25 protein-coding genes are annotated in these 23,151 nt (G+C 65.6%); 13 read left to right on the plus strand and 12 right to left on the minus strand.

The window, feature by feature from the left end:
• From folX to LDJ84_RS24500, 3 genes are all read left to right on the plus strand, one after another.
• Complete coding sequence (gene folX / locus LDJ84_RS24490) at positions 1-372, plus strand: dihydroneopterin triphosphate 2'-epimerase (protein WP_017519088.1); 372 nt, start codon at positions 1-3, stop codon at positions 370-372.
• A 138-nt stretch (positions 373-510) separates the two neighbouring features.
• A complete protein-coding gene (locus tag LDJ84_RS24495; protein ID WP_169889002.1) occupies positions 511-810 on the plus strand; it encodes a DUF1244 domain-containing protein in 300 nt (99 codons plus the stop codon).
• A 12-nt stretch (positions 811-822) separates the two neighbouring features.
• Entirely contained in the window at positions 823-1,161 is a 339-nt protein-coding gene (locus LDJ84_RS24500; RefSeq protein WP_024762690.1) for a HopJ type III effector protein, read from the plus strand.
• A 227-nt stretch (positions 1,162-1,388) separates the two neighbouring features.
• Here LDJ84_RS24500 and trxB read toward each other — a convergent pair whose 3' ends face one another.
• A complete protein-coding gene (gene trxB / locus LDJ84_RS24505) occupies positions 1,389-2,333 on the minus strand; it encodes a thioredoxin-disulfide reductase (RefSeq protein WP_226045543.1) in 945 nt (314 codons plus the stop codon).
• A 423-nt stretch (positions 2,334-2,756) separates the two neighbouring features.
• Here trxB and LDJ84_RS24510 point away from each other — a divergent pair, with 423 nt between their 5' ends.
• The 3 genes from LDJ84_RS24510 to LDJ84_RS24520 all read left to right on the plus strand — a co-directional run bounded on the left by LDJ84_RS24510 (position 2,757) and on the right by LDJ84_RS24520 (position 6,807).
• A complete protein-coding gene (locus tag LDJ84_RS24510; protein ID WP_024762688.1) occupies positions 2,757-4,688 on the plus strand; it encodes a diguanylate cyclase domain-containing protein in 1,932 nt (643 codons plus the stop codon).
• A 98-nt stretch (positions 4,689-4,786) separates the two neighbouring features.
• Complete coding sequence (gene cysZ, locus LDJ84_RS24515; RefSeq protein WP_024762687.1) at positions 4,787-5,527, plus strand: sulfate transporter CysZ; 741 nt, start codon at positions 4,787-4,789, stop codon at positions 5,525-5,527.
• A gap of 83 nt (positions 5,528-5,610) precedes the next feature.
• A complete protein-coding gene (locus LDJ84_RS24520; protein WP_226045544.1) occupies positions 5,611-6,807 on the plus strand; it encodes a glycosyltransferase family 4 protein in 1,197 nt (398 codons plus the stop codon).
• Positions 6,808-6,810: 3 nt separating this feature from the next.
• On the opposite strand, the gene LDJ84_RS24525 is transcribed toward LDJ84_RS24520, so the two are convergent.
• The 4 genes from LDJ84_RS24525 to LDJ84_RS24540 all read right to left on the minus strand — a co-directional run bounded on the left by LDJ84_RS24525 (position 6,811) and on the right by LDJ84_RS24540 (position 10,793).
• Positions 6,811-7,770 carry a DegV family protein gene (locus LDJ84_RS24525; RefSeq protein ID WP_024762685.1) on the minus strand — a complete coding sequence of 320 codons (960 nt, stop codon included), beginning with the start codon at positions 7,768-7,770 and terminating at the stop codon, positions 6,811-6,813.
• Positions 7,771-8,045: 275 nt separating this feature from the next.
• Positions 8,046-9,158: an NADH:flavin oxidoreductase gene (locus LDJ84_RS24530; RefSeq protein ID WP_024762684.1), complete on the minus strand. Its 1,113-nt coding sequence runs from the start codon at positions 9,156-9,158 to the stop codon at positions 8,046-8,048.
• Between the two features lie 79 nt (positions 9,159-9,237).
• A complete protein-coding gene (locus LDJ84_RS24535; RefSeq protein WP_024762683.1) occupies positions 9,238-9,828 on the minus strand; it encodes a TetR/AcrR family transcriptional regulator in 591 nt (196 codons plus the stop codon).
• Positions 9,829-9,902: 74 nt separating this feature from the next.
• On the minus strand, positions 9,903-10,793 hold the full coding sequence (locus tag LDJ84_RS24540) for a LysR substrate-binding domain-containing protein (RefSeq protein ID WP_226045545.1): 891 nt from the start codon (positions 10,791-10,793) through the stop codon (positions 9,903-9,905).
• A gap of 107 nt (positions 10,794-10,900) precedes the next feature.
• Here LDJ84_RS24540 and LDJ84_RS24545 point away from each other — a divergent pair, with 107 nt between their 5' ends.
• Complete coding sequence (locus tag LDJ84_RS24545) at positions 10,901-11,206, plus strand: carboxymuconolactone decarboxylase family protein (protein WP_038803571.1); 306 nt, start codon at positions 10,901-10,903, stop codon at positions 11,204-11,206.
• Positions 11,207-11,210: 4 nt separating this feature from the next.
• Complete coding sequence (locus LDJ84_RS24550) at positions 11,211-11,618, plus strand: tautomerase family protein (protein WP_037015090.1); 408 nt, start codon at positions 11,211-11,213, stop codon at positions 11,616-11,618.
• Here the strand turns inward: LDJ84_RS24550 and LDJ84_RS24555 are convergent.
• From LDJ84_RS24555 to LDJ84_RS24565, 3 genes are all read right to left on the minus strand, one after another.
• On the minus strand, positions 11,605-12,345 hold the full coding sequence (locus tag LDJ84_RS24555) for a nitroreductase family protein (RefSeq protein WP_226045546.1): 741 nt from the start codon (positions 12,343-12,345) through the stop codon (positions 11,605-11,607). The two genes, LDJ84_RS24550 and LDJ84_RS24555, sit on opposite strands and share 14 nt — an antisense overlap.
• A gap of 112 nt (positions 12,346-12,457) precedes the next feature.
• Complete coding sequence (locus LDJ84_RS24560) at positions 12,458-12,943, minus strand: glutathione peroxidase (protein ID WP_037015094.1); 486 nt, start codon at positions 12,941-12,943, stop codon at positions 12,458-12,460.
• A 220-nt stretch (positions 12,944-13,163) separates the two neighbouring features.
• Complete coding sequence (locus LDJ84_RS24565; RefSeq protein WP_037015096.1) at positions 13,164-13,649, minus strand: FKBP-type peptidyl-prolyl cis-trans isomerase; 486 nt, start codon at positions 13,647-13,649, stop codon at positions 13,164-13,166.
• On the opposite strand from LDJ84_RS24565, the gene LDJ84_RS24570 reads away from it, so the two are divergent.
• From LDJ84_RS24570 to LDJ84_RS24585, 4 genes are all read left to right on the plus strand, one after another.
• A complete protein-coding gene (locus tag LDJ84_RS24570; protein ID WP_164488281.1) occupies positions 13,618-13,950 on the plus strand; it encodes a DUF3565 domain-containing protein in 333 nt (110 codons plus the stop codon). The genes LDJ84_RS24565 and LDJ84_RS24570 overlap by 32 nt on opposite strands.
• Positions 13,951-13,952: 2 nt before the next feature.
• On the plus strand, positions 13,953-15,143 hold the full coding sequence (locus tag LDJ84_RS24575) for an acetate kinase (protein ID WP_024762677.1): 1,191 nt from the start codon (positions 13,953-13,955) through the stop codon (positions 15,141-15,143).
• A 61-nt stretch (positions 15,144-15,204) separates the two neighbouring features.
• Entirely contained in the window at positions 15,205-17,334 is a 2,130-nt protein-coding gene (gene pta / locus LDJ84_RS24580; protein WP_226045547.1) for a phosphate acetyltransferase, read from the plus strand.
• 78 nt (positions 17,335-17,412) lie between these two features.
• On the plus strand, positions 17,413-18,324 hold the full coding sequence (locus tag LDJ84_RS24585) for an acyltransferase (RefSeq protein ID WP_024762675.1): 912 nt from the start codon (positions 17,413-17,415) through the stop codon (positions 18,322-18,324).
• 64 nt (positions 18,325-18,388) lie between these two features.
• Here the strand turns inward: LDJ84_RS24585 and LDJ84_RS24590 are convergent, their stop codons facing one another.
• From LDJ84_RS24590 to LDJ84_RS24600, 3 genes are all read right to left on the minus strand, one after another.
• Positions 18,389-19,099, minus strand: a complete 711-nt coding sequence (locus tag LDJ84_RS24590) for an OmpA family protein (protein ID WP_024762674.1) — start codon at positions 19,097-19,099, stop codon at positions 18,389-18,391.
• An 85-nt stretch (positions 19,100-19,184) separates the two neighbouring features.
• Positions 19,185-19,826 carry an MBL fold metallo-hydrolase gene (locus tag LDJ84_RS24595; RefSeq protein ID WP_024762673.1) on the minus strand — a complete coding sequence of 214 codons (642 nt, stop codon included), beginning with the start codon at positions 19,824-19,826 and terminating at the stop codon, positions 19,185-19,187.
• Positions 19,827-19,909: 83 nt separating this feature from the next.
• Complete coding sequence (locus tag LDJ84_RS24600; RefSeq protein ID WP_024762672.1) at positions 19,910-20,929, minus strand: AraC family transcriptional regulator; 1,020 nt, start codon at positions 20,927-20,929, stop codon at positions 19,910-19,912.
• Positions 20,930-21,050: 121 nt separating this feature from the next.
• Here LDJ84_RS24600 and LDJ84_RS24605 point away from each other — a divergent pair, with 121 nt between their 5' ends.
• Entirely contained in the window at positions 21,051-21,890 is an 840-nt protein-coding gene (locus tag LDJ84_RS24605; RefSeq protein WP_226046619.1) for a metal-dependent hydrolase, read from the plus strand.
• A 205-nt stretch (positions 21,891-22,095) separates the two neighbouring features.
• Here LDJ84_RS24605 and LDJ84_RS24610 read toward each other — a convergent pair whose 3' ends face one another.
• A complete protein-coding gene (locus LDJ84_RS24610) occupies positions 22,096-23,034 on the minus strand; it encodes an alpha/beta fold hydrolase (RefSeq protein ID WP_038803570.1) in 939 nt (312 codons plus the stop codon).
• Positions 23,035-23,151 lie beyond the last annotated feature (117 nt).

Raw genomic sequence — 23,151 nt, forward strand, 5'->3', positions numbered from 1 at the left:
ATGACGCAACTGCAGCCGGGCATGGCGCGGATCCGGGTCAAGGACCTGCGCGTACGCACCTACATCGGCATCAAGGAAGAGGAAATCCTCAACAAGCAGGATGTGCTGATCAACCTCACCATCCTCTATCCGGCCGGCGACGCGGTGCAGGTCAACGACATCGACCACGCGCTGAACTACCGCACCATCACCAAGGCGATCATCGCCCACGTCGAGGAAAACCGCTTCGCCCTGCTGGAGCGCCTGACCCAGGAGCTGCTCGACCTGGTCATGGCCAACCCGGCGGTACGCTATGCCGAGGTGGAAGTGGACAAGCCCCACGCCCTGCGCTTCGCCGAATCGGTGTCGATCGCCCTCGCCGCCCAGCGCTGACACCTTTGTTCCATCCTGCACGCCCGTGCCAGTCGGCCAACGGGCGTTGCTGGCAGATCGCCCGCCTCTTAGAATCTCGCCAGCCCCGCCATGCGCCTCCGATGCGCCCTTGTTGAGAGACCTGCCATGACCGAGCCGATGACCCTGACCGACGAGCAGCGCACCGAACTGGAAGCCGCCGCGTTCCGCACCCTGGTGCAGCACCTGCGTACCCGCAAGGATGTGCAGAACATCGATCTGATGAATCTTGCCGGGTTCTGCCGCAACTGCCTGTCCAAGTGGTACAAGGCCGCGGCGGACGATATGGGCCTGCCTGTCAGCCCGGATCAGGCCCGCGAAGAGATCTACGGCATGCCTTACGCCGAATGGAAGGCCAAGTACCAGACGGAAGCGACCCCTGCCCAGCAGACGGCCTTCGACAACGCGAAGAAACACTAAGAGTTTGCCTTGATGACCCTCACCGATTTTCGCGTGCGCCTGCGCAGCGAGCAGCACCTGTTCACCGACACCCTGGCGTATATCGCCGAGCACTACAGCTACAGCCCCAGCGCCTTCACCAACGGCAGCGTGGAGAACCCCGCCGGGCAGAACGAGGGCTCCTGCAAGACCCTGGGCTTCGCCATTCTCGAAGGCCTGAGCCAGGAAGAGAGCCTGCTGGCGTTCGGCGAGCACTACCGCGCCGTGCGCGAGCACCCCGAAGGCACCGATCACGCCAATATCCGCGCCCTCCAGGTGACTGGACTGGCCGGCGTCAACTTCGAGCGCCAGCCGCTGTCGCGCCGCGGCTGAGGCTACTCGCTCGATGCAAAGCCCCGCCGATGCGGGGCTTTTTCTTGGGCGATCCAAATGCCCAACGGCGCGAAACCCGGTTGTGGGAGCGAGCTTGCTCACGAAGCTGCAAAGCATCGTGCCAAGCGGTCCGCGAGCAAGCACGCTGCGCGAAAAGCGCCCCCTAGCCAGGCAGAAAAAGGCCCCGCAAAGCGGGGCCTCTTCCTGCACGCCGGCTCTTCGGGCCGTTACAGGGAATCCAGGTAGCGCTCGACGTCCAGCGCGGCCATGCAGCCGGCGCCGGCGGACGTGATCGCCTGGCGGTAGACATGGTCGGCCACGTCGCCGGCGGCGAACACGCCGGGGATGCTGGTCGCCGTGGCGTTGCCTTCGCGGCCGCCGTTGACCACCAGGTAGCCGTCCTTCAGCTCAAGCTGACCTTCGAACAACGAGGTGTTCGGCGTGTGGCCGATGGCGACGAACAGGCCGTCCACCTTCAGTTCCGAAGCCTCGCCATCGTTATGGCGCAGGCGCACGCCGGTGACGCCCATGGCATCGCCCAGCACTTCTTCCACCTGAGCATTCAGGCGCAGTTCGATCTTGCCCTCGGCGACGCGGGCACGCAGCTTGTCCTGCAGGATCTTCTCGGAACGGAAGCTGTCGCGGCGGTGCACCAGGGTCACCTTGCTGGCGATATTGGCCAGGTACAGCGCCTCTTCCACGGCGGTATTGCCGCCGCCCACCACCGCCACTTCGCGGTTGCGGTAGAAGAAGCCGTCGCAGGTGGCGCAGGCGGACACGCCCTTGCCCATGAACGCCTCTTCCGACGGCAGGCCGAGATAACGCGCACTGGCGCCGGTGGCGATGATCAGGGCATCCGCGGTGTAGGTGCCGCTGTCGCCCTTGAGCACGAACGGCTTGCCGGCCAGGTCGACGCCATGGATATGGTCGAAGACGATCTCGGTCTCGAAGCGCTCGGCGTGTTCCTGCATGCGCTGCATCAGCGCCGGGCCGGTCAGGCCATGGGGGTCGCCCGGCCAGTTGTCGACTTCGGTGGTGGTGGTCAGTTGGCCGCCGGCCTGCATGCCGGTGATCAGCAGCGGCTTGAGGCTGGCGCGGGCGGCGTAGACCGCAGCGCTGTAACCCGCAGGCCCCGAACCCAGAATGATGACGCGCGCGTGACGATCGGACATGACAGCCTCCAGTGCTCGGGTGAAGAGCGGGATGCAAAAGAAAAGGGAGCTGCCAAAGCACCAGGGGGAAGGTTGGGAGGGCGGCAGCTCCACTGAAAGGTTTCTTGCGCGGACCGCACGGCCCGGAGACTGAGGACAATGCGGTGTGACCTGAGTCACGGATCGCATTGTCCCGCAGAACTCCGGAAAACCCTTGAGATAAGTCAGGGATTTCCGCGGTCGTCCTGCGCTCCTTGAGATAAGTCAGGGAGTGTCGGATCGACCCTCGAACTCGTTCGATACCAGATGGCGCGCAGCTTACCGCCGCCGCAGCGTCCTGCTGAAATGCCCAATCTCAATGCCCCCCATAGGCTGCCCCTATGTAGCGGGCAGCCACTGCACCTGTGTCTAGACTCAAGCAAACCAGAGGTCACCCGGTCCACCATGAACCTTCGCGCCCGCCTGCTTTGGCTGTGCCTGCCCCTGTTCGTCGCGAGCCTCGCAGGGGTCTGGCTGCTGTCGGACATGATCCTGCTCGACCGCTTCGACCGCGGGGACCGCCAGCGCCTGGCCGACGAGGTACGCATCGTCCACAACCGCATCGCCTACGAGAAGCAGCGCAACCTCGACATCGTCCATAGCTATGCCTGGTGGGACGCCAGCTACCAGTTCATGCGCCTGCCGCAGGCGCGCTTCGTCGAGGACAACCTGGACCAGGACCTGCTGGGCATCCTCGGCTTCGACTATGTCCTGTTCGTCGACCGCACCGGGCACATTCTCGCCCAGCAATGGAAGCTCGACGAACTGGCCCGGCGCTTCCCCGGCCAGCCGGTGCCCGGCACCACCCGGCTGCGCGACGGCATCCTGCGCACCGCGCTGGAACTGGGCGCGCTGGATATCGATGGCGACCCGCGCCACAGCCTGGACCAATTGCTGCAAATCGAAGGCGTCCCCCAGATGCTGCTCAGCTATCCCATCAGCAATACCGCGGGTACCGCCGAGCCGGCCGGTGTGGTCATCGCTGGCGTACTGCTCGACAGCGCGCGCATGTACAACCTGCAGACCCAGATGGGCGCAAGCCTGCGCCTAGCCCAGGATCCGGTGCAGAACAAGGATTGGCGCACCCTGAACATCCCCACCGGGCGCGGTGCCACCCTGCTCAGCTCGCGGCATCTGCTGGACGGGAACAGTCAGCAGATGTCCCTGCTCTATCTCGACTCCCGCGGCCGGCCGCAACTGCGCCTGGAACTGACCAGCCCGCGGCCGCTGTACCAGCAAGGCCGGCAGTCGGTCAGCCTGTTCCTCTACCTGACCCTGGCCCTGCTCGGCGGCGCCATCCTGCTCGCCTACGTGGCCCTGGAGCTGCGGATCATCCGCCGGGTCAGCAGGATGAACCGCGAAGTGGCGGTCATCGGGCAGGACCGCACCGCCCTGCGCCTGAGCCCACAGGGGACGGACGAACTGGGCCAGTTGGCCAACGAGATGAACCGTACCCTCGATCGCCTGGCGCAGAGCGAAGCGCGCGATCGGGCCATCCTCGATGCCATCCGCGATGGCTACTTCGAGATGGACACCCGGGGCATCATCCGCACCGTCAACCCAGCACTGTGCCGGATGCTCGACTACGCCGCCGACCAGCTCAACGGCCAGCACTTCGGCATCCTCCTGCAGGAGGAGGACTATCACCGTGCCCAGAGCCTGTACGACAAGGTCCGCGACGACGAGCAGGAAACCACCTTCTCCGCCCCGTTCAAGCGCCGCGATGGTCGGCTGGTGAGCTGCGAAACGCGGCTCTCGGCGATCCGTGATGGCCAGGGTGGATTCCAGGGCTTCCGCGGCATCCTGCGCGACATCAGCGAGCAGGTGGCCTACCAGAAACAGCTGATCAACCTCGCGTACCGAGACACGCTGACCGCACTGGGCAACCGCAAAGCCTTCAACGAGCAATTGCAGCGCGCCATCGTGCACAGCAATCGGGTGGCCCTGCTGTACATCGACCTGGACCGCTTCAAGCAGGTCAATGACCGCTTCGGCCATGCCATCGGCGATGCGCTGCTCAGCACCGTCGGCGAGCGCATGCGCGGCAGCCTGCGCCAGCCGGACCAGGCCTTCCGCCTGGGCGGCGACGAATTCGCCGTGCTGCTGGAAAATGCCCAGCCGGATCAGGCCGAAGCCCTTGGCATGCGCCTGCTGGGTGTACTCGGCGCCGAGTACCGCCTGGGCGGCCAGGTCATCGACTTCGTCACCCCCAGCATCGGCATCGCCTTCTACCCGCAGGACGCCGCCGATGCCGACGCCCTGACCCGCGCCGCCGACATCGCCATGTACCAGGCCAAGCAGGAACGCAACCGCTGTTATCGCTACACGGTCGCCTGAACGCGCGGCTGCGATGCACATACCCGGCAAAACAGACGGCTCGCCGGGCCTTCGCCGGGTCTGCTAAGGTCGCCTACGGTTCAACCCTGGAGAGTCCGATGTCCACCCTGAGCGGCCCGCAATACCTCGGCGAAGGCCTGAAACTGATGATGCGCCCCGGCCTGCGGCTGTTCGTCCTGCTGCCCCTGAGCATCAACATCCTGCTGTTCGTCGGCCTGATCGGCTTCGCCATCAACCAGTTCAGCCACTGGGTCGACTGGCTGATGCCGACCCTGCCGGACTGGCTGAGCTTCCTGCAGTTCATCCTCTGGCCGCTCTTCGTCGCGCTGGTCCTGCTGATCGTGTTCTTCACCTTCACCATGATCGCCAACATCATCGCCGCGCCCTTCAACGGCTTCCTGGCGGAGAAGGTCGAAGTCGTGGTGCGCGGCACCGACGACTTTCCCGAATTCAGCTGGGGCGAGCTGATGGCCATGGTGCCGCGGACCATCGGCCGCGAGCTGCGCAAGCTCGGCTATTTCCTGCCACGCGCCATCGCGCTGTTCATCCTCAGCCTGATCCCCGGCCTGAACCTGATCGCTGCACCGCTGTGGCTGATCTTCGGCGTGTGGATGATGGCGGTGCAGTACATCGACTACCCGGCGGACAACCACAAGCTGGGCTGGAACGAGATGCTCGCCTGGCTGCGCAGCAAGCGCTGGGCCTGCATGGGCTTCGGTGGCATCACCTACCTGGCGCTGCTGATCCCGCTGGTCAACCTGGTCGCCATGCCCGCCGCCGTGGCCGGCGCCGTGTTGTTCTGGGTGCGCGAGGGTGGTGAAAAGGCGCTGGTGAAGTAACCCGCCGCCGCGCCTGAGCGGCTGTCACCTATCGATCATCGCATTGTCATCGGCGCGCCACCGCGCGCCGGGACACTGCGAGCATGACCACGATTCCCCTGCGCATCGCGCTGATCAGCGAAACCTTTCCGCCGGAAATCAACGGCGTGGCCAACACCCTCGGCCGGCTGGCCTCAGGGCTGTTGCTTCTCGGATACCAGATCCAGGTCGTCCGCCCGCGCCAGCAGAGCGACGAAGGCCGACACAGCGATGGCGAGCTGGTGCTGACCCGTGGTTGGCCGCTGCCCGGCTACCCTGGCCTGCAATGGGGCCAGTCGTGCCTGCACAAGCTGCTGCGCCACTGGAAACGCACCCGCCCGGATGTGCTCTACATCGCCACCGAAGGCCCCCTCGGCCTCGCCGCCCTGCGCGCCGCCCGGCGCCTGAAAATCCCGGTGATCAGCGGTTTCCACACCAATTTCCAGCAGTACAGCGCGCACTACGGCTTTGGCCCGCTGATGCGCCTGGCGACCCTGTACCTGCGCTGGTTCCACAACCGCACCCAGCAGACCCTGGTGCCCAGCGCCAGCCAGTCCATGGAGCTGCAGCGGCGCGGCTTCGAGCGCCTGGCGCAGCTCTCGCGCGGCGTCGACAGCCAACTGTTCAACCCGGCCCGCCGCGACGAAGCGCTGCGTCGCGAATGGGGCCTGGGCGAACGGGATATCGCCGTGCTGCATGTAGGCCGGCTGGCTGCGGAGAAAAACCTGTCGTTGCTGGGCAGCAGCTTCCGCGCCCTGTGCGCCGAACACCCGCAACTGAAACTCCGCCTGGTGATAGTCGGTGACGGCCCGCAGCGCGCGCACCTGCAGAGGGAACTGCCCGAAGCGCTGTTCTGCGGCCTGCAGCGTGGCGAGGAACTGGCCCGGCACTATGCCAGCGGCGATCTGTTCCTGTTCCCCAGCCTGTCGGAAACCTTTGGCAATGTGGTGCTGGAGGCGCTGGCCTCAGGGCTGGCGGTGGTGGCCTTCGACCAGGCGGCCGCCGGCCAGCACATCCGCCACGGGCACAACGGCGTACTCGGTGTTCCGGGCGAGAGCCAGAGCTTCTTCGAAGCAGCGAGCTGGCTGCTGGCGGACCCGGAGCGTTTGCGCCGGGTGCGCCTCAACGCTCGTCACCACGCCATCCACCAGGCGTGGGACACGGTGGTCGAGCGCTTCGCGGGCTATCTGCAGGAAGCCTGCCGCGCGGGCCTGCCGGGGAAGAACTCCGGCGGCCTGGGTCACCCTGAAACCCACAAGTAGCGATCAGGCGAAGGGCTTGGGCTCGGCAGCGAAGGACAGGCTCATGGCGCCGGCGCCGAGGTTGATGCCGCCAGTGGGGCTGAGCATCGCCAGGTGCACCTGCACGCCCTTGGCCTGGCAGGCCGCTTCCAGCGCGGCGAAGCCCGGCAGGTCACGCAGCGCGGACGGATCGCCGGCATAACTCAGGCTCATCTGCGGCGCCAGCAAGTCGCCCGCCTCGACCCGCGAGCGGGCGAAATTGAGCAGGCGCTCGGCGGATTTCTCGTAGTTGGGCGAAACCGAGACGGGCTTGTCCTCGCCCTGCACCAGGCTCAGCACCGGCTTCATGTCGAGCATCGAACCCAGGCCGAGGAAGGCGCCACGCAGGCGGTCGCCGATGCTGCTGCGGTCGCCCTTCTGGAAGCCACGGCGGCGGATGTGCCCCAGGTCGCTGGCGACCAGGAAGGTGTTCATCTGCTGGCTGAGCTGCTCCAGGCGGGTGCGCACGGCGTTGGGGTGCTGATCTTCGCCGAGCAGGCGCACGCCTTCGGCGGCCAGCACGGCCAGGCCGGCGAACACGGTCTGGCTATCGATCACCCGCAGCGCGAAGGGCCCGGCGATACCGGCGGCGGCGCGGCGCTCCTTATAACTCTGCAGGAGGCTGAAGGAGGCCTGGGTGGCGTTGTCGAAGATCGGGCTGCGCTGGCTGCTGACGGTCAGGCAGATCACATAGTCGAAATCGGTGACCAGCTTTTCCAGAAACCAGTCGTGGGTCTGCGCCGGCGTCAGCGGCTCGCTGCCGTCCTCGGGGCCGACCTTGGGCAGGTCCTGGGAATAGAACTTCAGGGTGGTGTCGGGATCGCGATCATCGACGATGCGACGCTCGCCCACACGGATACCGATGGGGAGGACGCGAATGTTATGGGCAGCAAGGAATTCGGGGGGAAGGTCGCAGGTTGCATCGACTACCAAGCCGATCCGCATGACTTACTCCTATGGCCGTCTCCCGGCCTATTGTTGTGTGAACGCGTTCATACTCTGCCCGTTTCGGACTGGGAAGTCAGCATGCGGAAAGGTGGGTCTCGGAAAAGATTTGTAAACGCCTGGGACGGTGCTTTCAGACCATTCAGACAATCAATAATCCACCATAAACAAGGCATCGCTGGTAGGAGCGAGGGGGACGCCCTCGTTCCTAGAGAAACGAGAAAGCCCCTGGCACCATCGGTGCCAGGGGCTTTCCTGCATCAGGCGCGGGCGAATCAGGCCAGCGACATCAACGCGTCACGGCTGAACGGTTTGATATCGGCAAGACGACCGTCGCGGACCTTCACTGCCCAGTCCGGGTCGACCAGCAGAGCACGACCGACGGCGACCAGGTCGAACTCCTCCTTGTTCAGACGCTCCAGCAAGCCGTCGATGCCCGATGGCTGGGCGATTTCCTCGGTGTTGCCGAAGAAGGCCAGGAACTCGCTGCCGTCCAGGCCGACGTTACCGACGGTGATGGTCGGCTTGCCGGTGAGCTGGCGGGTCCAGCCGGCGAGGTTGAGGTCGGAGCCTTCGAATTCCGGAATCCAGAAGCGGCGGGTGGAGCAGTGGAAGATGTCCACGCCGGCCTCCGCCAGCGGCTTGAGGAAGGCTTCCAGCTCCTCGGCGGTCTGCACCAGACGGGCGCTGTAGTCCTGCTGCTTCCACTGGGAGAAACGGAAGATGATCGGGTAGTCGGGGCCGACGGCCGCGCGCACGGCCTGGATCAGCTCGATGGCGAAGCGCGAACGGTTGGCCAGGCTGCCGCCGTATTCGTCAGTGCGCTTGTTGCTGCCGTCCCAGAAGAACTGGTCGATCAGGTAGCCGTGGGCGCCGTGGATTTCCACCCCGTCCATGCCGATGGCCTTGGCGTCGCGAGCGGCCTGGGCGAAGGCGGCGATGACTTCCTGGATGTCTTCCTTGGTCATCTCATGGACCAGCACAGTGCCGTCCTTTTCCTTGCCGCTGGGGCCATAGCCCGGAACGCTGGCGTCCGGCTCGGTACCCAGGCGGCGCACGGCACCGACGTGCCACAGCTGCGGGACGATCTTGCCGCCTTCGGCGTGCACGGCGTCGACCACCTGCTTCCAGCCAGCCAGGGCGTCTTCACCATGGAAGCGGGGCACGTTCGGATAGCCGTTGGCAGCCTTGTGGTTGACCGTGGTGCCCTCAGTGACGATCAGGCCAACGCCGGCAGCAGCGCGACGGCGGTAGTACTCGACGACCTGCGCGTGAGGCACGCCGCCGGGGCTGAAATTGCGGGTCATCGGCGCCATCACGATGCGCGTGGGCAGTTCCAGACCGCCCAGGCGGAAGGGCGAGAACAGGGTATCTACGGATGCAGTCATTGAAGTCTCCATGACGGCCAGGCGACCGGTCGTCTCGTTTTTGAGTGGGGCTGAAAAAATGAGTGATGACTCAGGCAGATCAGGCCTGCAGCAAGTGCTCCAGACGCTCGATAAAGCGTTCCACCGGCTTGAGCGAAGCGCTGACTTTCATGCGCGCCAGCACACCCTGCCAGGCATTGCCGATGAACTCGGCCAGTTGCTCGACGTTCTCCGAGGCGGGCAATTCCCCGGCGCGCTGGGCGTCGGCCAGGCAGTCGCGCAGGGTGTCGATGGACTGCTGGAGGATGCCGTCGACGCGCTCGGCAATGGGCGGCGACAGCTCAGCCATCTCGAAGCTCAGGCTGCCGATGAAGCAGTGGTACTCGAGCTTCTCCTGGCGGGCAAAATGCGCCAGCAGTTCGCGGTAATAGGTGAGGATGCGCGCACGCGGCCCCAGGGCCGGGTTGCCCAGCGCCTCGGCGTAACGGGCCAGACGCGGCGCGTACAGGTGCTCCAGGGCCTGCAGGGCGAAGTCTTCCTTGCTGTCGAAGTAGTGATAGAAAGAGCCCTTGGGGATGCCGGCGGCCTGGACGATGTCCTGCACGCCGGTGCCGTGGTAGCCGCTGCGGGTCATCGCCAGGGAGCCCTTGGCGAGGATCAGGTCACGCTTGTCGAGTCGGATGCTGTTCATGGCGGCAAGAATATGACCGGTCGTCTCGCTTTTGCCAGCATCATTGATCGCAGTGATTTTCCTTCAGAAGCGGATCAGCGAAGCGCCGGGCTTTCCAGCAGCTCCGCCACGCCTTCCTTCAGCAACTCACGCAGGCGCTCCACCACGGCTTCAGGTTCGGCTTCACTGCAATGCAGGCACAGGCCCAGCGGCTCCATGGTCGGCAGCCCGGCGCGCCCGGCATCCAGCCGCTCGACGCCGACCGGCAAGCCGATGGGAGTACGCAGGCCGATCCCCAACCCCGCGCCGACGGCGGCCCAGATGCCGGACAGCCCGGCACTGGTGAAGGCCACGCGCCAAGGCACGCCGGCCCTGTCCAGGGCCGTCGTTGCCGCGCTGCGCAGCAGGCAGGGCGCCTCCAGCATGACCAGCGGCAGCGCTTGGGCAGTGGGAAACAAGGGCGCATCCGGTGCACCGATCCAGCACTGCGCCACTGCCCCCAGGCGTTCCATGTAGGGCGTGCGCTCACCGGTTGCCCACGCCAGCGCCAGGTCCAGTTCGCCGCTGCGCACCCCTTCGATGAGTTGTTGATTGCGCGAGGTACGCACCTCGATGCGCACCTTGGGGTGAGCACGGGCGAAGCGCGCGAGCACGGCGGGCAACAGGGTTTCGCCGAAGTCCTCCTGCAGGCCGAGGCGCACCCGGCCTTCCAGCGAACCACCGCGCAACGCGCCGGCGGCTTCGTCGTTCAACTCCAGCAGGCGGCGGGCGTAGGCCAACAGCGTCTCCCCCGCCTCGGTCAGTGCCATGCCGCGTCCTTCGCGGCGCAACACCGGGGTGCCGGCCTGCTCTTCCAGCTTCTTCAGCTGCGCGCTGACGGCAGACGTGGAGCGCCCCAGGCGGTCCGCCGCACGGGCGAAGCTGCCCAGCTCAATGCCGGTGACGAAGGTGCGCAGCACGTCCAGATCGAAGTTGATGCGAGCCATGGCAACCATTCTGATTAATCGAACTATCAGTCAAATATTTCCTGATTTTCAGAACAAACCTGCCGCGCTAGCCTGATTCCGTCAAGCCACAGAAGAGGAACGGCAGCATGTCTCGTCCACCCCAGGTCTCCCCTGCCCTGCAACAGCAGGCACCGAAGCTGGCGCAAATCACCGAGCAGGTGCTGTTCGGGGATGTCTGGCAACGCCCACAGCTGAGTCCGCGCGAGCGCAGCCTGGCAACCGTCGCTGCCCTGGTGGTGCAAGGCCGGCAGGAACAACTGCCGTTCCATTTCGAACTGGCCCGCGACAACGGCCTGACCCGCGAGGAGCTGGTCGAGCTGATCACCCACCTGGCCTTCTACGGCGGCTGGCCGACGGCCGCTTCCGCTCTCAACCGTCTCGACGAGGAGTGACATCATGCCCACCGTCCGCATCTCCCTGCGCAAAGGCAAGCAACCGCAGTACCTGCGCCAGCTGGCCGACACCGTGTACGACGCCATGCACGAGGCTTTCAACGTCCCGGAAGGTGACCAGTTCGTGATGATCCACCAGCATGAAGCGGAGGAATTCGTCTACAACCGCGACTACCTCGGCGGCCCGCGCAGCGACGACTTCGTCCTCATCGCCATCACCATCGGCCGCCCGCGCGACTCGCAGACCAAACAGGCGTTCTACCGGCGATTGAACGCGCTGTTGGGCGAGCGACTGGGAATCGCCAGCGAGGACGTGATGGTGCAGATCACCACCAGCGAGGCGGACGACTGGTCCTTCGGCGGCGGGCGCATGGGCGTGCTGACGCGCCCCGATGCGGTCAGTGCCAGCTGACGCGCTGCTCCAGCGGGAAGCGCAGGCGCGGGTTGTAGACGCCGTTGTCCGCAGCCCGCCCTGCCGCCAGCAGCATGATCGGCACCGCGCGGCGGGGAATCTGCAGCACCTTGCGTAACCGCACTTCATCGAAGCCCTCCATGGGGCAACTGGCGAAGCCGTGACTCTGCAGGGCGAGCATCAGGTTCTGCGCCGCCAGCGCGGTGGATTTCACCGCCCACAGGCGCATTTCGGCGTGGCTGTTGGGCTGCCGCATCAGGGCTCGGCGCAACCCGACGACCGAATACAGCGCGCGCTTGAACAGCCCGCGCAAGCCCAATGCGCCCTGGTCGTACTGGAAAGGCGCGGTGCGCTCATAGAAGCGCCGGACCTTCTCCGGCACCTGCGGTTCGGGCCATTGCTCGAGGATGTCGGCGCAGGACTCGCGCCAGGTATCCGGCCGCGCCAGCACGGCGATCAGCACCGGCGCCGTGCGCGCTGCGTTCTGCCCCAGGCAGACCGGCACCAGTTGGCGCCGCAGCTGGGCATCGCGGATCACCTGGAAACTCCAGGGCTGCAGGTTGCAGGCATTGGGAGCGAGCACCGCCAGCTCCAGGCAATCGCGCAGCACGGTATCGGGCACAGGCTCGTCGTGGAAGCGACGAACCGAACGACGCTGCTCGATCAAGGCGCGCAGGGCATCAGGCGTGGCAGGCAAGCAGGCGGACTCGGCGGCGAAACGGCTCATGGCGGGCTCCGGAAGCAGGTCGCCCGATTAAGCCGCCGCACGCTGCGCGAAACAACGTAAAGGAAGAAATGCCAGCGGGAATGGCGCAAGCGCCCTCTCCCGCCGGCAGCGGTCAGGCGCCCAGCGCCTTCTCGATAGCCTGGACCAGCGCCGGATCATCCGGTGCGGTGCGCGGGCTGAAGCGCGCCAGCACGCGGCCGTCCGGACCGAGCAGGAACTTCTCGAAGTTCCAGGTAATGTCGCCGGGGAACTCGGCGCCCTCGCCCGCCAGCAGGCGGTACAGCGGATGACGTTCCGAGCCGTTGACGTCCAGCTTGCCCGACATGGGGAAGCTGACCCCATAGTTCAGCGAGCAGAACGACTGGATCTCGGATTCGCTGCCCGGCTCCTGCCCGGCGAACTGGTTGCAAGGCAGCCCCAGTACCACGAACCCCTGATCCTTGTATTGCTGGTAGAGCTTCTCCAGACCGGCGTACTGCGGAGTCAGGCCGCACTTCGAGGCGACGTTGACCACCAGCACGACCTTGCCCTTGAGCGGGGCCAGCGGCAGATCCTGGCCGTCGAGACCATGCAGCGTCAGATCGTGAAAAGCGCTCATTGCTTGCTCCTTGAAGAAGTAGGCACGAAGTGCCCGCGCAGGGGCGGACAATGTGTCCGACGTGCTGCGCAATCCCAGTCGATGCGGGAAAAATGCCCTGGCATTCTTTGCAGTTGAAGCCGATTGCATGAGAAAGGCGCCCGAAGGCGCCTTTCCCGATTGAGCTTAGCAGCTCAATGATGGCTCCACCCGATCTCGATGAGCGACCGGGTGGCAGCGATCAGTGGTGATGACCACCTTCGCCGTGGACGTGGCCGTGGGCGACTTCTTCAGCCGAAGCGTCACGGATGTCGACCACTTTCACCTTGAAGTTCAGGCGCTGGCCGGCCAGCGGGTGGTTGCCGTCGACAGTCACGTCATCGCCGTCGATGTCGCGGATGGTGACGATCTGCATGCCGCCGTCCGGAGCGGAGGCGTGGAACTGCATGCCGACTTCCAGCTCGTCCACGCCTTCGAACATCTCGCGGGTCAGGGTGGCGACCAGTTCGGCGCTGTACTCGCCATAGGCCTCGGCCGGCTCGACGGTCACGTCCAGTTCATCACCGACCTGCTTGCCTTCGAGGGCTTTTTCCAGGCCGCCAATGATGTTGTGGGCACCGTGCAGGTAGACCAGCGGAGCGCCGCCGGCGGAGCTGTCGATGACCTCACCTGCGTCGTTGGTCAGGGTATAGTCGATGGAAACCGCCTTGTTGGCCGCGATCTGCATGGTTCGAAACCTATCTGATATAGAAGTTGAGCGCGTAAGTTTACGCGGCGACGCCCCCGAATGCGACCCGAAGACGGACGGACGGGACAACGCGGGGCCACCGCGCCTGCTTGACTTTCATCAGGACGAAGACGGCCACTGGGTGGCAGTCTTGTCCTGCGGCCACACCCAGCACCTGCGCCACCAGCCGCCCTGGCAGTCACGGCCCTGGGTGCTGGATCCGCAGCAACGCAAGGCGCAGATCGGCCGCTGGTTCCCCTGCGGCTGGTGCGCCAAGGATTCCGACAGCAACAAGGAGTAGGCATGCCGGCTCGCAATATCCTGGTGATCAACTGCGGCAGTTCTTCGATCAAGTTCGCTCTGGTTCGAGAAGGGCGCGAAGACTTCATCCTCCACGGCCTGGCCGAGCGCCTCGGCTCCAACGGCGCCAGCCTGCGCTGGCAGGGCGAGACCGACGAGCAGCCGCAGACCCTGGAGCTGCCCGGTGGCGACCACAAGGCCGCCCTCGCCCGCCTGCTGCCGCTGGTGGCCCAGGCTGCGCAGGGCGAGTTGCACGCCATCGGCCACCGCGTGGTACACGGCGGCGAGCGCTTCACCCAGGCCTCGCGCCTGACCGATGAAGTGCTCAGCGCCATCCGCGAGACCTCGCCCCTGGCGCCGCTGCACAACCCGGCCAACCTGGTGGGCATCGACGCCGCCATGGCGCTCTACCCGGCCCTGCCGCACATCGCCGTGTTCGATACCGCCTTCCACCAGAGCCTGCCCGAGCGCGCCTATCGCTACGCCATCCCCGAGCCGCTGTACCGCGAGCAGCACGTACGCCGCTACGGCTTCCACGGCACCAGCCACCGCTACGTCAGCCACAAGGCGGCCGAGATGAGCGGGCTGGCGGTGGGCGACAGCTACTGGCTGTCCGCGCACCTGGGCAACGGCAGCTCCACCTGCGCCATCGCCAACGGCCAGAGCCGCGACACCAGCATGGGCCTGACCCCGCTGGAAGGCCTGATGATGGGGACCCGCTCGGGCGACGTTGACCCGAACCTGCACAGCCACCTGGCGCGCACCCTGGGCTGGAGCCTGGAAAAGATCGACCACATGCTCAACCACGACAGCGGCCTGCTCGGCCTGTCGGGGCTGTCCAACGACATGCGCACCCTGGAGCATGCCCGCGAGCAGGGCCACGCCAATGCGGCACTGGCCATCGAAGTATTCTGTTACCGATTGGCCAAGTCGCTGGCCTCGCTGACCTGTGCGCTGCCGCGGCTGGACGGCATCATCTTCACCGGCGGCATCGGCGAGAACTCCGCGCTGGTGCGCAACCTCACGGTCAAGCACCTGCACGTGCTCAACCTCGAACTCGACGGCGAGGCCAACGCCCGCTGCGTGCGCGGCGTCGGCGGGCCGATCCACCTCGCCGGGCACCCGCGCGTGCTGGTCATCCCGACCAATGAGGAAAAGCAGATCGCACTCGACACCCTGGCTGTCCTCGACTGAAGATTCATCGGTTGCGCCCCACAAGGGCACAGACCATTCCCGCACGGCTTAAGGAGCCCGGATGCACACCTTCTTTCTCGCGCCGACCGGTTTCGGTGTCGGCCTGACGTCCACCAGCCTGGGCCTGATCCGCGCCCTGCAACGCGCCGGTCTGAAGGTCGGCTTCTTCAAGCCCATCGCCCAGCCCCATGCAGGGGACGATGGCCCCGAGCGCTCCAGCGAACTGGTCGCGCGCACCCACGGACTCAACGCCCCAACGCCGCTGTCGCTGGCAAAAGTCGAGCGCATGCTCGGCGACGGCCTGCTCGACGAACTGCTCGAAGACATCGTCGGCATGTACAACAACGCCGCTGCGGACAAGGACGTGATGATCGTCGAAGGCATGGTGCCGACCAAGCACGCCAGCTACGCCGCACGCATCAACGCGCACCTGGCGCGCAGCGTGGATGCCGAAGTGATCCTCGTCTCCGCGCCGGACAACGAAACGGTCAGCGAACTGTCCGACCGCATCGAGATCCTCGCCCAGTTGTTCGGCGGCCCACGCGACCCGCACCTGGCCGGCCTGATCGTGAACAAGGTGCGCGGCGGGCAAAGCGACGACATGCCGCGCGACGCCGTGGAAGCCGCGCGGCTGTTCGGCGAGCGCCTGAAGGAACATTCGCCGCTGCTGCGCGACGGCGATGTGCGCCTGCTCGGCTGCATCCCCTGGCAGGACGAGATGAACGCACCGCGCACCCGCGACGTCGCCGACCTGCTGGATGCCAGCGTGCTCAACGCCGGCGACTACGAACAACGCCGCGTGCAGAAGATCATCCTCTGCGCACCCTCCGCGCCGAATACCGTGCACCTGCTCAAGCCCGGCGTGCTGGTGGTGGTGCCGGGCGATCGCGACGACATCATCCTCGCCGCCTGCCTCGCCGCCATGAACGGCGTGCCCCTGGCCGGCCTGCTGCTGTGCTCGGGCCTGGTGCCGGACGCGCGGGTCATGGAGCTGTGCCGCAGTGCGTTGCAGAGCGGCCTGCCGGTGCTGACGGTGAAGACCGGCTCGTTCGACACCGCCGGCGACCTGTCGCGGATGAACAAGGAAATTCCGGTGGACGATCGCGAGCGCGCCGAGCGCGTCACCGAATTCGTCGCCGAACACATCGATTTCGAGTGGCTGAAGGACCGCTGCGGCGCTCCCCACGAGCTGCGTCTGTCACCACCGGTATTCCGCTACCAACTGACCCAGCGCGCCAACCGCGCCGGCAAGCGCATCGTCCTGCCCGAAGGCAGCGAGCCGCGTACCGTGCAAGCCGCCGCCATCTGCCATGCCCGCGGCATTGCGCGCTGCGTGCTGCTGGCCAAGCCCGACGATGTGCAGGCCGTGGCGCAGATGCTGGGCATCGTGCTGCCCGAGGACCTGGAAGTGGTCGACCCGGACCTGGTCCGCAGCCGATACGTCGAACCCATGGTCGAGCTGCGCAAGGGCAAGAGCCTGAACGCGCCGATGGCCGAGCAGCAACTGGAAGACAACGTCGTGCTGGGCACCATGATGCTCGCTCTGGACGAAGTGGACGGGCTGGTCTCCGGCGCCATCCACACCACCGCCAACACCATCCGCCCCGCCCTGCAGCTGATCAAGACGGCGCCGGGCTACAACCTGGTGTCCTCGGTGTTCTTCATGCTGCTGCCCGACCAGGTGGTGGTCTATGGCGACTGCGCGGTGAATCCCGATCCTTCGGCCAGTGACCTGGCGGAGATCGCCCTGCAGAGTGCCGCCTCGGCGCAATCCTTCGGCATCACCCCGCGCGTGGCGATGATCAGCTACTCCACGGGCGACTCCGGAACCGGCGCAGATGTCGATAAAGTCCGCGAAGCGACACGCATCGCGCAGGAAAAACGCCCCGATCTGTTGATCGACGGCCCCTTGCAGTATGATGCCGCCGCCATCGCCAGCGTGGGCCGCCAGAAGGCGCCTGACAGCCCGGTGGCCGGACGCGCCAACGTGTTCGTGTTCCCCGACCTGAACACCGGGAACACCACCTACAAGGCGGTCCAGCGCAGCGCCGACTGCGTCAGTATCGGGCCGATGCTGCAGGGCCTGCGCAAACCGGTGAACGACCTGTCACGCGGGGCGCTGGTGGACGACATCGTCTATACCATCGCGCTGACGGCGATCCAGGCGGACAGCGGCAAGGACGGCCGATAATCCAGGCACTAGGGATGTGCCCGTGAACGCATCACGCGCCCGGCCAACCGGGCGCCTACGTACAAGGACCATTCCTCGATGTTGAGTTTTCTCCCGCACACACTGCGCGGCATTCTCGCCACCCTGATCCTGGTGGTGAGCACACTGTGCTGGTGCATTCCGCTGCTCTCCATGTCCATCGTCAAGCTGCTGCTGCCCTTCGCCGCCGCGCAGCAGGTGTGCAGCAAGATCATGAGCCTGATCGCCGAAGGCTGGATCGCCTGCAACAAAGGCTGGATGAACCTGGTCCGCCGTACCGGCTGGAACGTGCAGGGCCTGCAGGGGCTGGAGTACGACCACTCGTATCTGGTGACCAGCAACCACCAGAGCTGGGTCGATATCCTCGTGCTGCAGTACCAGCTCAACCGCCGCATTCCACTGCTGCGCTTCTTCCTCAAGCAGGAGCTGATCTGGGTTCCGGTGATCGGCCTGTGCTGGTGGGCGCTCGACTTCCCCTTCATGAAGCGCTACACCAAGGCGTACCTCGCCAAGCACCCGGAAAAGAAAGGCAAGGACCTGGAAACCACCCGCAAGGCGTGCGCCAAGTTCAGCCGCATTCCCGTGGCGATCTTCAACTTCCTCGAAGGCACCCGCTTCACCCCGGAAAAGCATGACGAGCAGGCCTCTCCGTTCAGGCACCTGCTCAAGCCCAAGGCCGGCGGCATCGCCTTCGTCCTCGACGCCATGGGCGAACAGCTGCGCACCCTGGTGAATGTCACCATTCATTATCCCGACGGCCGCCCGACCTTCTGGTGTCTGCTGTCCGGCCGCCTGCGCTCGGTGGTGGTGCGTTTCGAAGAGATGGAAATTCCCCGCCAGTTCGTCGGCAGGAGCTACGACCAGGACGAAGGCTATCGCGCCGAGTTCCAGCTGTGGGTGAACCAGCTGTGGGAGCGCAAGGACCAGTTACTGGCCCAGTTGCACCGGGAGTTCCCGGCCGCCAAGGCTTGACCCAGCGTCGGTCACGCTACAACGAAAAAGCCCGCCAATCGGCGGGCTTTTTCATGGGCGCTGCTTACTGCTGGTACTGCTGGGTCTGCGCCCCCGGCAGGGCCTTCAGGTTCACTTCCACGCGGCGGTTCTGGGCGCGGCCATTGGCGTCGGCGTTGGACGCAATCGGTTGGTCCGGGCCCATGCCACGGGTGCTGACGCGGGTGCCGTCGACGCCCTGGGAGGTCAGGTAGGTCGCAACCGACTGCGCACGGCGCTGGGACAGGTCCATGTTGTGCTGGCGGCTGCCGGTGCTGTCGGTGTAGCCGACGATCTCGATGCTGTTCTGGTTGAACTCCTTGAAGGAGTTGGCCAGGTTGTTCAGCGGGGTATAGAAGGACGGCGCGATATTCGCCGAGTCGGTGGCGAAGGTGATGTTGCCCGGCATGATCAGCTTGATGTCGTCACCCTGACGCTCGACCTGCACGCCGGTGCCCTGCATCTGCTGGCGCAGCTTGGCTTCCTGCTTGTCGGCGTAGTAGCCGTAGCCCGCCGCCGCGGCGCCCACGGCGGCGGCGCCGATCAGCGCGCCTTTGCCACGGTTGTTGTGGTCGATGGCGGCACCGGCGATGGCACCGGCCAGAGCACCCAGCCCACCGTACTTGGCGGTCTTGCTCACTCCGCCTTCGGCCGGAACCTGGGTGTTGGGATCATAGGGGTTCTGGGAGGCGCAACCGGCCATGAGGGCAAAGGCGGTGGCAGCCGCGACCATGGACAGACTACGTGCGGTGAACATGTCGGATGACTCCTCGAATTAGCGAAACACCCAGTAGCGGGCGGCAGTTTAGAGCTTAGGTCGTGCAAATAATTCCGTAGCAACCTTAAGCACGGATGAAGGGATTCTCCCGCATCTCGTCGCCCAGGTTGGTATCCGGACCGTGGCCAGTAACCACGGTGGCTTCTTCGTCCAGGGAATAGAGACGCTCGCGGATCGAACGCTCGATAGTGGCGTAATCGCCACCCCACAGGTCGGTGCGGCCGATGCTGCGGCGGAACAGCGTGTCGCCGGCGATCAGCAGCTTGTCCTTCGGGAACCAGAAACTCATGGAGCCCGGCGTGTGCCCCGGCGTATGCAGCGCCACGCCGCAGCCGCAGGCCAGTTCCTCGTCGTCGGCCAGCCATTGGTCCGGCGACGGCACCGGCGTATAGGGCACGCCGAACATGCGGCACTGCATTTCCAGGTTGTCCCAGAGGAACTGGTCGTCCTTGTGCAGGTGCAGGGTCGCGCCGGTCTTTTCCTTCATCTGCCCGGAGGCGAGGAAGTGATCCAGGTGCGCATGGGTATGGATGATGCTGACCACCTTGAGCCCCAGTGCGTCGAGACGTTGCAGGATGAGCTCGTGGTTGCCACCCGGATCGACGACGATGGCCTTCTTCGTCACGGGATCACCGATGATGGTGCAGTTGCACTGCAAGGGGCCGACAGGGAAGGTTTCGCGGATCAGGGCAGGCTGTTCGCTCATCAAGGGCTCGCTGGGTGGCGGAAGTACACGACGCCCATTTTCGCTGATTCCCCCTGCCCTGGCGAGCCGGCCCGGTCGACGGTTCAGTCGCCCTGGCGGTAATCCGTGGGCAGCTTGCCGGTCCACTTGCGGAACGCCCGGCGGAAGTTCGACGGATCGTTGAAGCCCAGCAACAGCGCGATTTCGTAGAGCGGCAAGTGGGTCGTGGTGAGGTATTGCAGGGCCAGGCGCTTGCGCACGTCGTCGAGCACTTCCTGGTAGGTGGTACCCAGGTTCGAAAGATGTCGACGCAGGCTGCGGCCGCTGGTGTGCAGGTCCGCCGCCACCGCCTCCAGGTCGGGAAACTCGCCGGGGCGCGCCAGCAGCAGGCGGCGGATGCGGGTCAGCAGGCCTTCCTGCACGTCCAGCGTGGCCAGCAGCGCCTCGCACTGCTGCTCGCACATCTGCACCGTGGCCGGGTTGGCCAGCGCCATGGGCCGCGCCAGGTATTCGCTGGGCAGGCCGATGAAGTGGAACGGCTGGTCGAACAGCACTTCGCCGCCGAATACCTCGGCGTAGCGCTCGGCGTAGTCCGGCTCGGCATGGGCGAAGCCAACACTGACGCCCTGCAACGGCTCGCCCACCAGGAAGCGGGCGATGGTGTGCAGGCTGGTCATCAGACCCTCGGCGGCGAAGCGGCTCGTCGGCCCGAGGGGAATCGACTCGCTGGCCCGCAGGTAGGACACGCCGCCGTCTTCCACCATCTCCAGATCGTAGGCCAGGCCCAGCACGCGGTAGTACTTCAGGGCGAAGGCGATGGCACGCTCGAGATTGGCGCTGGACAGCACGGCGTAGCCGAGGATGCCGTGGGTGGAGACGTTCAGCCGTTGCCCCAGCAGCAGGCCGAAGGCGGGTTCGTTGCAGTGCGCCAGGGCGGCGCTGGACAACTGATGGAAATCGACGAAGGACAACCGACCGTTGGGGCTCTGCAGTACTTCGGGGCGCACGCGGGCCAGCTCGAACAGGCGCGCGCGCGGCACGCCAAGCTCTTCGGCAAGGTCCAGGAGCGCCTGCGCATAGGCGACCGGCACCAGTTCGGCGGTGAAATTGAGCGGTTGCTTCATCGTTCTTCTTATGTTGACCGCTGGCCGGATATGACCGGAAAGTTGGCAGACAATAACCTTGTGACGCTTCCGCTACAAGCCCAGAGTAATGACCATGGACAACCACCACACTGGAGCCGCCATGGCCAGCACCACCCCCGCAGGACTGGAGATCAAGCCCCGGCACATGGACTTCGACCTGCCCGATCCGCTGCCGCGTCACTGGCACGGCGGAGACGCTTTCAAGTCCCACCTGTTCGACGCCATGTCGGTACTCTTCCCCGACGGCGAGCGCTTCTTCATCGACTCGGTGCGGCAGTTCCGCGACCAGATCAGCGACCCGGTGCTGAAAGAGCAGATCCGCGGCTTCATCGGCCAGGAAGGTCACCACAGCCGCGAGCACCTGACCTACAGCCAGCGCCTGCGCGACCTGGGTTACGACGTCACCGCCATCGAGAAACGTGCCCAGGCACGCATCCGCTTCACCCAGAAGAAATTCCCCGCCAAGCGACAACTGGCCGCGACCGCGGCGCTGGAGCACATCACCGCGATCATGGCCAACGGGCTGCTGACCGATGCGCGCACCATGGAAGGCGCCGACCCGGTGATGCAGCGCCTGTGGCGCTGGCACGCGCTGGAGGAAACCGAGCACAAGGCGGTGGCCTTCGACGTCTACAACCAGGTCTGCGGCAGCCGCAAGCTGCTGCGCCGGGCGATGCGCATGGCGACCTTCTTCTTCGTGCTGGATACCTTCCGCGGCCTGGTGCACATGCTCAAGGTGGACGGCCTGCTGTGGAACTGGCGCGTCTGGCGCGACGGCATCAAGTGGACTTGGGGCAAGCACGGCGTGTTCCGCCCGCTGCTGCGCGAGTACCTGGATTTCTTCAAGTCCGACTTCCATCCATGGCAGCACAACAACCTCGATGTGCTTTACGAGGTGCGCAAGGAATACGACCCACAGCCGCTGGCACACGCTGGCTGATCCGCGCCTCGCTTCGAACACCGCCCCGCCCTGTCGGGGCGGTGTCGTTTGCGGACCTCTGTAGGAGCGAGCTTGCTCGCGAAGCTCTTTACTCGGCTGGAGAATCTGGCGCTCATGCGGTTCGCGAGCAAACTCGCTCCTACAAAAAGCCGTTAGAGAAAAAAGCCCGGCGCTTGGCCGGGCTCTTTCTTGGGGCGATCAACAGTCAAGCATGCAGAAAGCGCAGCGCATCCGCCGCCGACTCCTCGGGGATTTCCTCCATCGGGATATGCCCCACGCCCGGGTACACCTTCACCTCGATCCCCGGTACGTCACGCTGCCACATCGGCACATGGCGTGGCGAAATCCAGCGATCGCGCTCACCCCACATCAGCATCGTCGGCACCTTCAGCGCGGCGACGCGGTTGGGGGTGGTAGGCAGTTCCTCGCGGTTGGCCTTCACCAGTACGCGGAAGATGTCGATCATCGCGCGGCGGTTACCCGGCCGGCGGCTGATGTCGTAGTAACGATCGATCACGCCCGGCTTGATCTTGCGCGCATCGCCGTAGACTTCCTTGATGCCCTGCGCCACCAGGGCGCGCGGCATCCACATCGGCATCATGATGCCGGCGCCGGGCAGTACGGCGCTGGCGATCATCAGCGGCACCTTCTGCATGTAGTAGCCGGCCGGGTCGATGAGGATCAGCCGCTCGACGCGGTGGGCGTTGGCCAGCGCATAGTTCCAGGCGATGTAGCCGCCCAGCGAGTTGCCGGCGATGGACACCTGCTTGAGGTCCAGGCGGTCGAGGAACAGGCCGAACACCTTCACCAGGCGCTCGCCGTCGTACTCGCGGTCCTGGCCGCCACCAGTGAGGCCGAAGCCGGGAACATCGAGGCGGATGATGCGGAAGTGCTCGGACAACTCGGCGACCCAGCCGTCCCAGGTATGCAGCGAGGCCATTACGCCGTGGACCATCACCAGCACCGGTTTGTCGGGGCTGCCTTCGTCGCGGTAATGGATGTCGAAGCCGTCGACGTGGATGAACTTCGAACCGGACTCGGGCGAAGCGTAGCGTGCCTTCAGCGCAGCCAGCGGCAGGGGGCCGAAACCATAGCGGGCCAGGCCCTCGGCCAGCGGCGGTTGCACAGACAATGTGGCGGTCATGGACGAGTGACTCCCGTGCTTGTTGTTCTCAAACCCGAATCACACCACAGCGTCCACGTCGCCGCGCCCAACCTAGGTAGTGTCGAGGCCCGTCACGGGATGACGCAGGCCTTGCAC

Origin of the sequence: Pseudomonas sp. HS-18 (assembly GCF_020401845.1) — a bacterium.
GTDB lineage: Bacteria > Pseudomonadota > Gammaproteobacteria > Pseudomonadales > Pseudomonadaceae > Pseudomonas > Pseudomonas nitroreducens.